At 66.4% G+C, this 14,616-nt stretch carries 9 protein-coding genes and 1 other RNA gene; 2 read left to right on the forward strand and 8 right to left on the reverse strand.

The genetic code is table 11. The features are described from left to right. Nucleotides 1-18: 18 nt before the first annotated feature. Both rnpB and pyrC read right to left on the reverse strand, forming a co-directional pair. An RNA gene (gene rnpB / locus BDI24065_RS10820) (RNase P RNA component class A) lies at nt 19-430 on the reverse strand. A gap of 65 nt (nt 431-495) precedes the next feature. After that, complete coding sequence (pyrC, locus tag BDI24065_RS10825) at nt 496-1,560, reverse strand: dihydroorotase (protein WP_011350953.1); 1,065 nt, start codon at nt 1,558-1,560, stop codon at nt 496-498. Nucleotides 1,561-1,766: 206 nt separating this feature from the next. Between pyrC and BDI24065_RS10830 the strand changes: the two genes are divergently transcribed. Continuing rightward, a complete protein-coding gene (locus tag BDI24065_RS10830) occupies nt 1,767-2,678 on the forward strand; it encodes a class II glutamine amidotransferase (RefSeq protein WP_175031222.1) in 912 nt (303 codons plus the stop codon). Nucleotides 2,679-3,318: 640 nt separating this feature from the next. Then, nucleotides 3,319-8,580 carry an autotransporter outer membrane beta-barrel domain-containing protein gene (locus BDI24065_RS10835; protein ID WP_175031223.1) on the forward strand — a complete coding sequence of 1,754 codons (5,262 nt, stop codon included), beginning with the start codon at nt 3,319-3,321 and terminating at the stop codon, nt 8,578-8,580. A gap of 92 nt (nt 8,581-8,672) precedes the next feature. Here BDI24065_RS10835 and BDI24065_RS10840 read toward each other — a convergent pair whose 3' ends face one another. The 6 genes from BDI24065_RS10840 to BDI24065_RS10865 form a co-directional block, all read right to left on the reverse strand. Then, nucleotides 8,673-9,398: an amino acid ABC transporter ATP-binding protein gene (locus BDI24065_RS10840; RefSeq protein WP_011350949.1), complete on the reverse strand. Its 726-nt coding sequence runs from the start codon at nt 9,396-9,398 to the stop codon at nt 8,673-8,675. Next, nucleotides 9,395-10,072, reverse strand: coding sequence for a glutamate/aspartate ABC transporter permease GltK (gene gltK, locus BDI24065_RS10845; RefSeq protein WP_175031224.1), 678 nt, complete (start codon nt 10,070-10,072; stop codon nt 9,395-9,397). Before gltK ends, BDI24065_RS10840 begins: the two co-directional genes overlap by 4 nt. Next, nucleotides 10,072-10,812 carry an amino acid ABC transporter permease gene (locus BDI24065_RS10850; RefSeq protein WP_043191234.1) on the reverse strand — a complete coding sequence of 247 codons (741 nt, stop codon included), beginning with the start codon at nt 10,810-10,812 and terminating at the stop codon, nt 10,072-10,074. The genes gltK and BDI24065_RS10850 overlap by 1 nt, the downstream gene beginning before the upstream one ends. A gap of 84 nt (nt 10,813-10,896) precedes the next feature. Next, nucleotides 10,897-11,790, reverse strand: coding sequence for a glutamate/aspartate ABC transporter substrate-binding protein (locus BDI24065_RS10855; RefSeq protein ID WP_175031225.1), 894 nt, complete (start codon nt 11,788-11,790; stop codon nt 10,897-10,899). 218 nt (nt 11,791-12,008) lie between these two features. Continuing rightward, complete coding sequence (locus tag BDI24065_RS10860) at nt 12,009-13,295, reverse strand: Glu/Leu/Phe/Val family dehydrogenase (protein ID WP_175031226.1); 1,287 nt, start codon at nt 13,293-13,295, stop codon at nt 12,009-12,011. Nucleotides 13,296-13,559: 264 nt separating this feature from the next. Next, nucleotides 13,560-14,513, reverse strand: coding sequence for a LysR substrate-binding domain-containing protein (locus BDI24065_RS10865; RefSeq protein ID WP_175031227.1), 954 nt, complete (start codon nt 14,511-14,513; stop codon nt 13,560-13,562). Between the last annotated feature and the right edge of the window lie 103 nt (nt 14,514-14,616).

Consider the following 14,616-nt stretch of genomic DNA (forward strand, 5'->3'; position numbering starts at 1 on the left):
GGCCCTTTCGCATTCGAACGGCAAAGCAGGCCGATAAGCCGGATTCTGTGCACGCTGCGCGCCGAAGCACGCAACGCGTGGCAGCCATTCCTCTAGGCGCGCCATTGCTGACGCGCTCAAGCTTCCTACCCGCAGACGAGACGGGGGCCCCGTCCTGCATCCGAAAATGCGCGCCTGCCTACTTGGAATTGCTCCGGGTGGAGGTTACCGTGCCGGCGAACGTCGCCGTCGCCGCGGTGCGCTCTTACCGCACCGTTTCACCCTTACCTGATCCCGGCTTGCGCCGGGCCATCGGCGGTTTGCTTTCTGTTGCCCTGTTCCGCGTGTCGCCACGGATGGCCGTTAGCCATCACCCTGCCCTGTGGAGTCCGGACTTTCCTCGCCCCCGCGCGCCCGAAGGCGGCGAGGCCGCGACTGCCTGGCCTGCTTTGCGACGCGCATTCTAGCACTGCGCGCCGCCGGCCGTGCGGCCAGGCTCGCGCGGCGGCGCGAAGGTCAGGCCAGTTTCCAGCCGATCGTCTCGCCGCCGCGCAGCGGCACGACGGGCGTATCGCCCGCGAAGATCTCGCGCGGCAGCTCCCACGCCTCGCGACGTAGCGTAACCGTCTCGGCGCTGCGCGGCAGTCCGTAGAAATCGGCGCCGAAGAAGCTCGCGAACCCTTCCAGCTTGTCGAGCGCGCCGGCCGTGTCGAACGCTTCCGCATACAGTTCGAGCGCGTGCAGCGCCGTGTAGCAGCCCGCGCAACCGCACGCGGTTTCCTTCGCGTCGCGCGCATGCGGCGCGCTGTCGGTGCCGAGGAAGAAGCGCGGGTTGCCCGACGTCGCGGCTTCGACCAGCGCGACGCGATGCGTCTCGCGCTTCAGCACCGGCAGGCAGTAGTAATGCGGGCGAATCCCGCCGACGAACAGCGCATTGCGGTTGTACAGCAGGTGATGCGCGGTGATCGTCGCGCCGAGCAGGCCGGGCGCCGCGTCGGCGTCGCGCACGTAGTCGGCCGCGTCCTTCGTCGTGATGTGCTCGAACACGACCTTCAGGCCCGGGAAATCGCGGCGCAGCGGCGTCATCACGCGGTCGATGAAGACCTTCTCGCGGTCGAACAGGTCGATCGACGCATCGGTCACCTCGCCGTGCACGAGCAGCGGCATGCCGGTTTCCTGCATCGCCTCGAGCGTCTTCGCGCATTTCGCGAGATCGGTGACGCCGTGGTCGGAATTCGTCGTCGCGCCGGCCGGATACAGCTTCACGCCGTGCACGAAGCCGCTTTCGCGCGCGCGACGGATCTCGTCGGGCGGCGTGTTGTCGGTCAGGTACAGCGTCATCAGCGGTTCGAACGTCATCCCGGCCGGCAGCGCGGCAAGAATGCGCTCGCGATAGGCCTGCGCCTGCGCGGTGGTCGTCACCGGCGGCTTCAGGTTCGGCATGACGATGGCGCGGCCGAACTGGCGTGCGGTGTGCGGCAGCACGGCGGCCAGCATGTCGCCGTCTCGCAGGTGCAGGTGCCAGTCGTCGGGACGGGCGAGCGAGAGCGTCGCCGGGGAGGAAGCGTTCGAGGCAGTCATAGGAGGCGTCGTGAGGAACGGGCTGGCCATCGGCGGGGCCGGAACGCGCGTGCGCGGGCCGACTGACGGCAAACCGCAACACGGGGCCTTCGGCCGGCGGAATCCGCTTTTTACCGCTCAGGGCTCGGTGATATGCTAGAAGCCGCATTGTACCGGGGTTCGCCCGGTTCGTTACCCCCCCGCCTCAGCCTGCTGCCCCAAGTAAAATGTGCCAACTCTTAGGAATGAACTGCGCCGCGCCGACGGACGTCACATTCTCCTTCACAGGTTTCGCGGCCCGGGGCGGGCTCACCGATCACCATGCCGACGGCTGGGGCATCGCGTTCTTCGAAGATAAAGCCTGCCGCCTGTTCATCGATCACCAGGCATCGGCCACGTCGCCGATCGCCGAAATGGTGAAGCGCTACCCGATCAAGTCCAAGAACACGATCGCGCACATCCGCAAGGCGACGCAAGGCCACATCCTGCTCGAGAACAGCCATCCGTTCATGCGCGAGCTGTGGGGCCGGCACTGGATCTTCGCGCACAACGGCGACCTGCAGGACTACGCTCCGGACATGGACGGCAGCGTCTACCATCCGGTCGGCACGACCGACAGCGAACAGGCGTTCTGCGTGCTGATGCAGGGGCTGCGCGAAGCGTTCCCCGGCGCGCAGCCGCCGCTGCCCGAGCTGTTCGAGCGCGTCGGCGAGCTGACGCGCGGCATCACCGATCACGGCGTGTTCAACTTCCTGATGTCGAACGGCCAGGCGCTGTTCGCGCACTGCTCGACGCGGCTGCACTACCTCGTGCGACGCTGGCCGTTCTCGACCGCGCACCTCGTCGACGAAGACCTGTCGATCGACTTCGCGAAATACACGACGCCCGAAGATCGCGTCGCGGTGATCGCAACGCAGCCGCTCACCGACAACGAAGTGTGGACCGCGTTCGAGCCGGGCGAACTGATCATGTTCCAGTGCGGCGACGTCGCCGCGCGGATGCGGATCCCGGTGCCCGAACGCGTGCTCGAGAAGCTGCGCAATCCGTCGCTCGACGCATCGGCGTCGGCACCGCGCGACCCACGCGAGGCGCTCGCCACCGCCGCCGACGTCGATTCCGACGACGCGATCGACTTCTGAGCCCGGCGCCCGCGCCCTCTTCTCTTCACGTTTTCGCCGCAGCACGGCAAGTCGGTGGCTCGCCGCGTCCGATCGCGGCGTTGGCTTCGCGCGCCGGCGATACAGCGACGCGCTCCGTCGGAGCAAGTGGCCTGCCCCGGCACCGACTTCGCTTCATCCGGATCGCAGTCCGATATATCGAAGCGACGCCGCACGACATCCGCGCGATTTAATTTATTTTCAAACGAAAATAACTAAAAGACGAAAAACAATATACAGATCCCGGGCAACATATAATCCGGGAGCCGCATTTTAACGTGCCAATTTAGCGCAAACCGTGCGCCACCTCACCGAGCCGGCAATCGCCGACTCACATCGATCAAATCCACCGAATCCTTGCCCACCAAGGCTTTCAGTTCGATTCATCACACAATCCAGATATACCGGATGAAATCGACATGATTGCCGCATTTGTTAGCTTCCCGACAATCAATCACCGGCACGGCCAATAGACTCCGCCCCATCCTCGGTGTAACGAATCGCGATTGGCGGAGAAACGGCCACGGCCGCCGCACACCCATTCACGCCATTCCTCACTGCGGATTGCGATTTCACTGCGCCGCGGTGAAAACCACATCAAAACAAGAGAGAGGGGCTTGTCGTGAATCATTCATTTCGATCGATATGGAGCGAGGCCACCGGCTGCTGGGTTGCGGCTGCGGAAACGGCACGGGCGCGCGGCAAGCGTTCGGGCCGCTCATCCTGCGCGAGCCGCCGCGCCGCACACGCGGCAACGCACCGGACATCGCTTCGCATCGCGGCAGTCGGCGCCGCGCTGGCCGCGTTGTCGGCCGGCTCCGCGTACGCATCGACGTGCGGCAGCGGCGCGACCGTCGCGAGCGGCGGCACCTGCGCGCCCGGCAGTTTCAGCCCGACCGTCAACGACAACCTGGCAGGCTCGGCCACTGTCTCGGGCGGCGACACCGTCGGCGTGTCGGGCACATGGACCCGCGCCGGCGGCGACCCCGGCTACACGCTCACGCCGATCGGCAGCACGACCATCGTGTCGGGCAACCCGAACCAGCCGCTGCTGTCGCTCGGCGGCAAGACGCACAGCGTCAGCACGCCCGACTCGATCACCGGCACCCACACGACGGTCGCGACCTACGACTCGTCCGCGTTCTCCGCGTCGACGGCCGGCGCGACCGCGGTGCCCGTCTACCACGACGTGAACGGCGATCAGTACGTGAATACGCGCATCGGCACCGTCACCGCCAGCGGCGGTACGCTCAACGTGTCGATCGGCAATGCGGCGAACGCGCCGGATGCAGCCGGCAACGCGATCTCGATGGCCGCGAAGGGGACCGACCTGACCTTTGCGGACGGCACCGGCGCCACGACAAGCACCGTCAACTGGAACTCGCGCAACCAGATCCAGTTCACCACCGGCGACTACGTTGCGGACGGCGGCGCGATCGGCAGCCGCCAGCTCGACGTGCCGGCCTACGCGGGCACCTTCGCCGCATTCGACGGCAGCACGTGGAAGGTCACCGACGCCGCGTCGCTCGCCGCGTACAACGACTTTCTCGTGCGCTCGGTGCAAAGCGGCGCGCTCGGCTCGCAGGCCGCCTACGACAGCGCGCTCAGCCAGGCCGTCACGTTCTCGCAGCAAACCTTCCAGTATCAGAACAACGCGTCCTCGGGCGACAAGAACACGTTGCCGATCGATTTCCTGTCGGTGATGCACGGCACGGGCGCGAACGCGACACTGCAAATCGGCAAGGACGGCCAGATCGACTTCCGCGGCGTCAACACGATCGTCTCGAGCTCGGCCGTCCTCGCGGAAAACGGCGCGCACTTCATCAACGACGGGCGCCTGTCGGGCGACTTCACGCTGGTGCGCCTGCTGAGCGGTGCAAGCGGCGTCAACAACGGCGCGATCTCGTCCGGGTACGCGTCCGGCGACGACTTCGACACGAGCGGCAGCACGCCGCCGAACAACTTCAACTTTCACGCGTACACCGAAGGCAACGGCGTGTTTGCGAACGGCGCGGGCACGTCGTTCGTCAACAACGGCGTGATGAACGTGGGCGCGTGGACGCTCGACGGTAACCAGCCGGACCTGCAGAACTACGCGGTCGCCGTGACAGGCGGCGCGACCGCGTCGAACGCCGGCACGATCAATGTCGGCGTCAATGCGACGACGCTCGACAGCCAGGTGATCGGCGGCCTCGTCGCCGGCGGCAGCTTCACGAACGAAGCCGGCGGCACGATCTACCTCGGCCGCTCGGCGCAGTACGCGCCCGGCGGAACGGCAAACGACGTCGCGCTCGCCGCGCACGCATACGGCATCCTGCTCGGTAATGCCGGCACCGCAAGCAACCTCGGCACGATCGTGATCGGCTCGCAGACGCAAAATGGCGCCGCGATGGCGAGCATCGGCTCGACCGCCGGCGCGCTGACCAACGCGGGCGCGCTCGTCGTCAACGGCGCGGCGTCCGGCACGCCGCTCGCCAACGTCGGCATGCTCGCGGCCAACACGGCCGCGACCGTGACCAACACCGGCACCATCACGCTGAACGGCGTCAACGGCATCGGCATCATGGTCGTCGGGACCGGCCCGACCGCGACAGCGGCGACCTCGACCGGCACGATCAACGTGGCCGGCGGCCTCGATCCCGCATCGGGCACGCGCAACTACGGCGTGTGGGCCGAGGGGCCGCTCGCGAAAGCCACGCTCGACGGCGCGCTCAACCTGACGGGCACCGGCGCGATCGGCGCACACGCGCGTTCGGGCGCGACGATCGACGTCGGCGCCAATGCCGTGCCCGCCTTCATGTCGGGCACCAACCAGATCGGCTTCTACGCGTATGGCGCGGGCTCGAAGATCAACGTCGCCGCGCAGCATCTCAGCGTCGACACCGACGATTCGACACTGTTCCGCGTTGCCGGTGGCGCGGTCTACACGGGCACGTCGACGGCCGGCGCGCTGACGACCGACGTCAATGGCCAGCGCGCGCACGGCGTGCTCGCGACCGACGCCGGCACCGTGCTGTCGACCGGCAACGCGATCTACAACGTCAACGGCGCGAACGGCATCGCGATCGCGGTCGAAGGCGGCGCGCAGGGCACGATCGACACGGGCGCGACGATCAACCTGAACGCGGCCGGTGCGATCGCCGGCATCGTCGACGGCCAGGCGCACGACCTCGCCGGCGCCAATGCCGGTGCACCGGTCGCGACGACGCTCACCAACGACGCCGCCGTCACGTCATCGACGGCCGGCGTGACGGGCTTCGTCGCGCAGCACCTCGGCACGCTCGCGAACCGCGACACGGTGCTGCTGACGGGCGCCGGTTCGACGGGTGTCGTGATCGGCACGCTCGGCACCGTGAACAACGCGTCGACGATCCGCGTATCCGACGGCACTGGTGCGCTCGTGCAGGGTGCGTCGGCGACGCTCGCCAACACGGGTTCGATCGAAGCCGACGACGGCATCGCCGGCGTGCACCTGACGGGCGCCGGCGCATCGGTCGCGCTGTCGGGCGCCGGCACCGTGAGCGCCAACGGCAGCGCCGACGGCGTGCTGATCGACTCGACCGTCACGGGCGGCGGGCTCGCGGCCGGCGCGACATCGATCGCGGTCGGCGGCTCGGGCAAGGGGATCGACAACCAGGGGACGAACGCGACGATCGCGCTGTCCGGCACGCAGATCGGCACGACCGGCAGTGGCGCCGACGGCCTGTCGTCGACGGGCGCCGGCGCACGCATCGCGGCGGATGCGGCGACCGTCGTCCGGACCACCGGCGACAACGCGCGCGGCCTCTTCGTGTCGGGCGCGGATTCGACGCTGGCGGCCAACGGTACGACCATCGCGACGACCGGCGCAAGTTCGGCCGCGATCGTGACGAGCGGCGGTGCGACCGCGCTGCTGTCGGGCACGAAGATCACTGCTGCCGGCACGGCGGCCGACGGCCTCGTCGCGCAGAACGGCGGCCGCATCGGCGATACGGGCTCGACGATCGCCAGCGCCGCCGGCAACGGCGCAACCGCCGACAGCGGCGGCGTGCTCGCGTTGACCGGCACGACGCTCAAGGGCGCGACGGCCGGCGTGCTGATTTCCGATACGCTCGCAAACGGCGCGACGAACTCGGTGCTCGTCGACGGCGGCAGCGTCACGTCCGCCACCGGGCCGGCCTTCGCCGCACGCGGCGGCACGGCCGACATCGCGGTGCGCAACGGCACGGTCGTGACGGCCGGCAACGGCACGCTGCTCGACCTGTCGAACGGCAGCAACGCCACCTTCACCGCATCGGCCGTGAACCTGGCCGGCGACATCGTTTCCGACGCATCGAGCACCGGCAACGTGTTCCTCGCGAACGGCACGACGCTGACCGGCAAGATCGATCCGGTCGCACTGTCGATCGACAACACCAGCACGTGGCGCATGACGGGCAGCTCCGTGCTGAGCAGCCTGAACAACGCGGGCCTCGTCGCGTTCGCCGCACCGACCGGTTCGCCGACGCTCGCGGGCAGCTACAAGACGCTGACGACCGGCAGCTACGTCGGCAACGGCGGCACGATCGCGCTCAACACGTTCCTCGGCGCGGATGCATCGCCGACCGACCGGGTGATCGTGAACGGCGGCACCGCGAGCGGCACGACGGGCCTGAAGATCGCCAACACGGCCGGCACCGGCGCGCAGACGAAGGGCGACGGGATTCCGGTGGTCGTCACGGCCAACGGCGGCACGACCACCGCATCGGCGTTCCAGCTCGCTGGGCCCGTGCAGGCGGGCGCGTACGAATACCGGCTCTATCGCGGCGGGCAAGGCGACGCGAACGGCTGGTACCTGCGGTCGCAACTCGATCCGTCGGATCCCGGCGACCCGATCCACCCGTCCGGTGGCGGCGACGGAGACGGCAACGGGAATGGCAACGGTGGCACGCTCGCGTATCGCCCCGGTGTCTCGGGCTACGCACTCACGCCACTGCTCAACGCAGACTACGGCTTCTCCACACTGGGCAAGCTGCACGAGCGCGTCGGCGACATCTACAACCTCGAGAAGCAGCAGCCGGGAAATCGCGACGGCGTGTGGGGGCGCATCGGCGGCCAGAGCCTCGACGCGAACGCGGGCCGCTTCGCGGCCGACGAGCGCACGTTCTTCGCGCAGTTCGGCAAGGACTGGACGCTCGACCAGGCGCCGAACGGCGGCGGCAGCACGCATGCGGGCGTGACGGCCAGCATCGGCGTGTCGAACGCCAGCTTCAGCGACATGGCACGTGCGGATACGGCCAACGTGTCGACGTCGACGGGCTCGGTCGAGATGCATGCACAGAGCATCGGCGGCTACTGGACGAAGTACCTGTCCGACGGCACGTACTTCGACAGCGTCGGGCAGGTTACGCACTACGGCAACCGCTATCGCGACAGCTACGGCAACGAGGCATCGCAGAACGGCTTCGGCATCGCGCTGTCGCAGGAAGTCGGCAAGCCGTTCGCGATCGGCGCGCTGCCGGTCGCGGTCGAGCCGCAGGCGCAGCTGATGTATCAGTACCTGAAGCTGAACGGGTTCAACGACAACGTCTCGGCGGTATCGGGCACGACGACGAACGCGCTGCGCGGCCGCGTCGGCGTGCGCATCTTCCGGCCGAACCTCCAGTCGGATTCGGGCGGCGGCGCCGCCACGCCGTACTTCACGGCCGACGTGCTGCACGACTTCCTGTCGCCGGGCCAGACCGTCGTCGGCGGCACGCCGTTCGCGACGCATCTCGGCCGCACGTGGTACGAGCTCGGCGTCGGCGTGACCGCGGGCTTCGGCAAGTCGGGCGAGCTGTACGCGAACGCGAAGATCGCGCGCAACATCGGCGGCGACTACCGGCGCGGCATCGTCGGGCAGGTCGGCTACCGCTACAGCTGGTAACGCCCGCCGGCGGCGGACGAAAAAAAACCGCCCGGCGCTCGGCCGGGCGGTTTTCGCATCGACGCACATCCGGCGCCGACGAGCGCGAACGCTCAGTGCAGGATCTTCGCGAGGAAGTCCTTCGCGCGTTCCGATTTCGGATTCGAGAAGAAATCGTCCTTGCGGTCGTCCTCGACGATCGCGCCCTTGTCCATGAAGATCACGCGATGCGCGACCTTCTTCGCGAAGCCCATCTCGTGCGTGACGACCATCATCGTCATCCCTTCCTGCGCGAGTTCGACCATCACGTCGAGCACTTCGTTGATCATCTCGGGGTCGAGCGCGGACGTCGGCTCGTCGAACAGCATCGCGATCGGATCCATCGACAGCGCGCGCGCGATCGCGACACGCTGCTGCTGGCCGCCCGACAGCTGGCCCGGGAACTTGTGCGCATGCGCCTTCAGGCCGACGCGATCGAGCAGCTTCATGCCCTTCTCGTTCGCCTCGTCCTTGCCGCGGCCGAGCACCTTGACCTGCGCGAGCGTCAGGTTCTCGGTGATCGACAGGTGCGGGAACAGCTCGAAATGCTGGAACACCATCCCGACCTTCGAGCGCAGCTTCGACAGGTTCGTCTTCTTGTCGCCGACCGACTGGCCGTTCACGAGGATCTCGCCCTGCTGGAACGGCTCGAGGCCGTTCACGGTCTTGATCAGCGTCGACTTGCCCGAGCCCGACGGGCCGCACACGACCACCACTTCGCCTTTCTTGACCTCGGTCGTGCAGTCGGTGAGGACCTGAAACTGGCCGTACCACTTCGAAACGTTCTTGATGGAAATCATCTTGTGACCTTTTTCTGGAGACCCTTGACGAGTGCAGACGCCAACGAGCAAATCACGAAATAGCATGCGCCGGCGAACAGGACCATCTCGACGGTCGTGCCGTCGCGATCGCCGATGTTGGCCGCCGTGCGGAAGAAGTCCGCGAGACTGATCACGTACACGAGCGACGTATCCTGGAACAGGACGATCGCCTGCGTGAGCAGCAGCGGGATCATCGCGCGGAACGCCTGCGGCAGGATCACGAGACGCATCGCCTGCGCGTAGTTCATGCCGAGCGCGAACGCGGCGTTCACCTGCCCGCGCGGCACCGCCTGGATGCCGGCGCGGATGATCTCGGAATAATACGCGGCTTCGAACAGCGAGAACGCGACCATCGCCGATGCGAGACGGATGTCGATCGTCGGCGACAACCCGAGCACGCCCTGCAGCAGCTGCGGCACGATCAGGAAGAACCACAACAGCACCATCACGAGCGGGATCGAGCGGAACACCGTCACGTAGGCCTGCGCGAACCACGCGAGCGGCTTGACGCCCGACAGCCGCATCAGCGCCAGCAGCGTGCCCCAGACGATCCCGACCACGATCGCGATCAGCGTGATCTGGAACGTGACGACCGCCCCCGACCACAGCGTCGGCAGCGCGCCGGGAATACTACTCCAGTCGAACTGATGCATCACTTGCCTCCGATATAGCCGGGCAGCCGCGTACGGCCTTCGATCCAGCGCATGAACGCCATCACGACGAGGTTGATGATCACGTACGCGAGCGTCACCGCGATAAACGATTCATACGTCTGCGCGGTGTAGTCGACGAGCTGTCGCGCTTGCGCGGACAGGTCGAGCAGGCCGATCGTCGACGCGACGGCGGAGTTCTTGAAGATGTTCAGGAATTCCGACGTGAGCGGCGGCACGATGATCCGGTACGCAACGGGCAGCAGCACGTAGCGATACGTCTGCCATTGCGTGAAACCCATCGCGAGGCCGGCGGCGCGCTGGCCCTTCGGCAGCGCGTTGATCCCCGAGCGCACCTGTTCGCACACGCGCGCGCCCGTGAACAGGCCGAGACAGATGATCGACGCGGTAAAGAACTGCGTGGTGGGCGGCAGCTGCTTGATCCAGGTGCCGATCGATGCAGGCAGCAGCTCCGGTATCACGAGATACCAGACGAAGAACTGCACGATCAGCGGAATGTTCCGGAAAATCGACACGTACAGGGTACCGATCGCGGACAGCCATTTGTTCGGCACGGTGCGCAGCACGCCGAACAGCGAACCGACGATCAGCGCGATGACCCAGGCGACGAGCGACACTTCGATGGTCACCCAGAAGCCGGACATCAGCCATCCGAAATAAGTCGTCGGCTCGCCGGTCGACACGGGGCTCAGGAAGATGCCCCAGTTCCAGTGGTAAGACATGGGCAAGACTCCAGCAAAAAGAGACGGAAGAAGCGGGGCCTCTTCCGTCTCATTAGCGTCATTTCTGCATCAACGGCCGTGTGGTCAGTCGAGCGCCTTGTCGTTCGGGTTCGCGTACAGCTTCTTCATCGAATCGGACAGCGGGAAGTTCAGGTTCAGCCCCTTCGGCGGGATCGGGTTCTCGAACCACTTCGCGTAGATCTTCGCGGCTTCGCCCGACTTCTCGACTTGCGAGATCGCATCGTCGACGACCTTCTTGAAGTCTGCATCGCCCTTGCGCATCATGCAGCCGTACGCTTCTTCCGATTGCGGCGTGCCGACGATCACCCAGTCGCCCGGCTTCTTCGCCTTCGCGCGCTCGCCCGCGAGCAGCGCGTCATCCATCATGAACGCGACCGCGCGGCCCGATTCCAGCGTATTGAACGAATCGCCGTGATCCTTCGCGCTGATGATGTTCATGCCCATCTGCTTTTCGTTGTTCATCTTGCGCAGCAGGCGCTCGGACGTCGTGCCGGCGGTGGTCACGACCGTCTTGCCCTTCAGGTCGGCGAAATCCTTGACGCCCGAATCGTTCTTCGTCATCAGGCGCGTGCCGATCACGAAGATCGTGTCGGAGAACGCGGCCTGCTGCTGACGCTCGGCGTTGTTGGTCGTCGAGCCGCACTCGATGTCGACCGTGCCGTTCTGCACCAGCGGAATGCGGTTCTGCGACGTGACCGGGATGTTCTTCACCTGCAGGTTCGGCAGGTTCAGCTTCTTCTTCACCGCGTCGACCACCTTCATCTGGAATTCGCGCGAATAGCCGACCACCTGCTGCTTTTCGTCATAGTAGGAGAACGGAATCGACGACTCGCGGTGTCCCAGCGCGATCACGCCCGTGTCCTTGATCTTCTTCAGCGTGCCCGTCTCCTGAGCATGCGCGCCGCTTGCGAACGCGCAAAGCGCCGCGAACATCAGGACTGCCTTTTGGTATTTCATTTTGGTCATCTCCTTGGCTAAAACCCGCGCCAGTGTATCAAAGTAATATTTTTGAAAGTACTGTTGTTTACCGCACGTCGCAGCGCCTTCCGCGAAGCCTTCCTCCCGGCTCCCGGCGCCCCGAATGCGCGCGCGGGCGGTGCCGGATCCGGCACCGCCCGCGAGGGTTCATCTCCGCAATCGGGTGGATTGCGTCATGAATTGATCATAGTCAACGATCAGGGGTAGAGGCCACGCATTTCGCGCGCCATCAGGATGCGCTTGCACGCAACGATGAACGCTGCCGTACGCACCGACACCTTGTGCTCTTCCGCGACCGCCCACACGCCGGAGAACGCTTCGCGCATCACGCGTTCGAGACGGTGGTTGATCTCGTCTTCCGTCCAGAAGAAGCTCGAGAAATCCTGCACCCATTCGAAGTACGACACGGTCACGCCACCCGCGTTCGCGATCACGTCCGGGATCACCAGCACGCCGTTCGCGGTCAGGATGTCGTCGGCCGCCGTCGTCGTCGGGCCGTTCGCGCCTTCGACGATGATCTTCGTGCGGATCTTCCCTGCGTTCTTCTCGGTGATCTGGTTTTCCAGTGCCGCCGGGATCAGGATGTCGGTTTCGACCGTCCAGAACTCGTCATTCGGCATCGGCTCCGCACCTTCGAAGCCCGCGACGCCGCCCGTGCGTGCGACGTGGTCGAGCAGCTTGTTCGAATCGAGGCCGGCCGGCTGGTAGATCGTGCCCGTGTGATCCTGCACCGCGATCACCTTCGAGCCCGCTTCTTGGAACAGCTTCGCCGCGATGCCGCCGACGTTGCCGAAGCCCTGCACCGCGATGCGTGCGCCGTCGATCTCGAGGCCCTTCTTCTTCGCCGCTTCGCAGCCGACGACGAACACGCCGCGGCCCGTTGCTTCCTTGCGGCCGAGCGAACCGCCGAGCGCGATCGGCTTGCCGGTCACGACGCCGGTCGACGTCTGGCCCTGGTTCATCGAGTAGGTGTCCATCATCCACGCCATCACCTGTTCGTTGGTGTTGACGTCCGGCGCCGGAATGTCGGTGTTCGGGCCGATGATGATGCCGATTTCGCTGGTGTAGCGGCGCGTCACGCGCTCGAGCTCACCGCGCGACAGCTTGCGCGGGTCGACGCGGATACCGCCCTTCGCGCCGCCGTACGGCACGTTCACGGCCGCGTTCTTGACCGACATCCATGCGGACAGCGCCATCACTTCCGACAGCGTCACGTCCTGGTGGTAACGCACGCCGCCCTTGCCCGGGCCGCGCGACACGTTGTGCTGCACGCGATAGCCCTCGAAGTGCGCGACGGTACCGTTATCGAGTTCGATGGGGCAGTCGACGATCAGGATGCGCTTCGGGCGCTTCAGCGTTTCGAGCCAGCGCGACAGCGAGCCGAGGTACGGCGCGACGCGATCGACTTGCTGAAGATAGTTGCCCCACGGGCCGAGATCGTCGGCGTGCAGGTAGGACGGGATGGACTGCAATTGCGAAGACATGGATGCTCCAACGGTCAACAGGTGCGCACATTGTCGAAAAACCCGTTTTTTTTATCCAATGCCGTTTGCTTATTCGATTATGCGTTTCTTGCATGATCGCGATTTTTCGCAAATCTGCGGTCGATTTGCGCAAGAACGCACGCGATCGATCGTGCATCGCGTGCGTGAAAAATCGTGTTTCCTGGGTGCGGGAGGGCCGCCGGACAGCCGTCCGACAGGCGCCGCAAGCTCGACGACAGCCGGCTGGCGGTTAACCGCCCACGGTTAACCCGCGGTTTCGCGCAGTTCGTCGCGCACGACGTCCCACAGTGCACGCACGAGCTTCTGCCGCGGATCGTCGCCCTGCAGCGCGAGCTTGTCGCAGTACAACCGGATCTCCATCGTCAGCGTGAACGGGTGCGCGCCGCCGCGCACCGACCGGTCGAGCCGGATCAGGCGGCCGCCCGCGACCGCATCCTCGACCGCGCTGTGCGGCAGGAACGCGACGCCGTGGCCCGCGAGCGCCATCGCCTTCAGCCCTTCGGCCATGTCGGTTTCATAGACGCGATCGAGGAACAGCGGCGTCGACGCATTCGCGACGATGACTTCCGTCATCCGGCCGAGATACGCGTTCGGCGTATACGACAGGTACGGCACGCGCGCGTCGGCGGTGCCGGGCAGCGTGTAACGCGGCCGCCCTGCACGGCCCGGCGCCGAGAACGGGCTGATCGGCTCGCTACCGAGAATCAGCATGTCGTAACGCGCCGGGTCGAGCGCGACCGGATGGCTCGGGTGGTGGTAACCCATCACGAGATCGCAGCCGCCCTCGACGAGCGACAGCACCGCGTCGTGCACGTTCAGCGCACGCAGCCGCGTGTGGACCTGGCCCATCTTCGCCTCGATCCGCTGCAGCCAGCGCGGGAAATACGTGAGCGACAGCGTGTGCGGCACCGCGAACTCGATCGTCGGCACCGGCGCGCCGACGTGGCCGCGCAGCAGCGTGCGCGCCTCGTGCGCCTGCGACAGCATCGTCAGCGCCTGTTCGTAGAAGATCTGCCCGGCCTGCGTGAGCCGCGTCGGATAGACCGAACGATCGATCAGTTCGGTCGCGAGCCATGCCTCGAGCGCCTGGATGCGCCGCGAAAACGCCGGTTGCGACACGTGCCGCAGCTCGGCGGAACGGCTAAAGCTGCGCGTTTCCGCGAGCGAAACGAAGTCTTCGAGCCATTTCAGTTCCATGCAGGCGGGCGCGGCGGGCGGCGGTCGGGAAGAAGCCTGCATTCTACCGGCGGGCGGGCCCGGCCGGCGGCGGCGCGAGCGGCCCGGCGCCCCGCCGGCCGCG

This window comes from Burkholderia lata (genome assembly GCF_902499025.1).
GTDB lineage: Bacteria > Pseudomonadota > Gammaproteobacteria > Burkholderiales > Burkholderiaceae > Burkholderia > Burkholderia lata_C.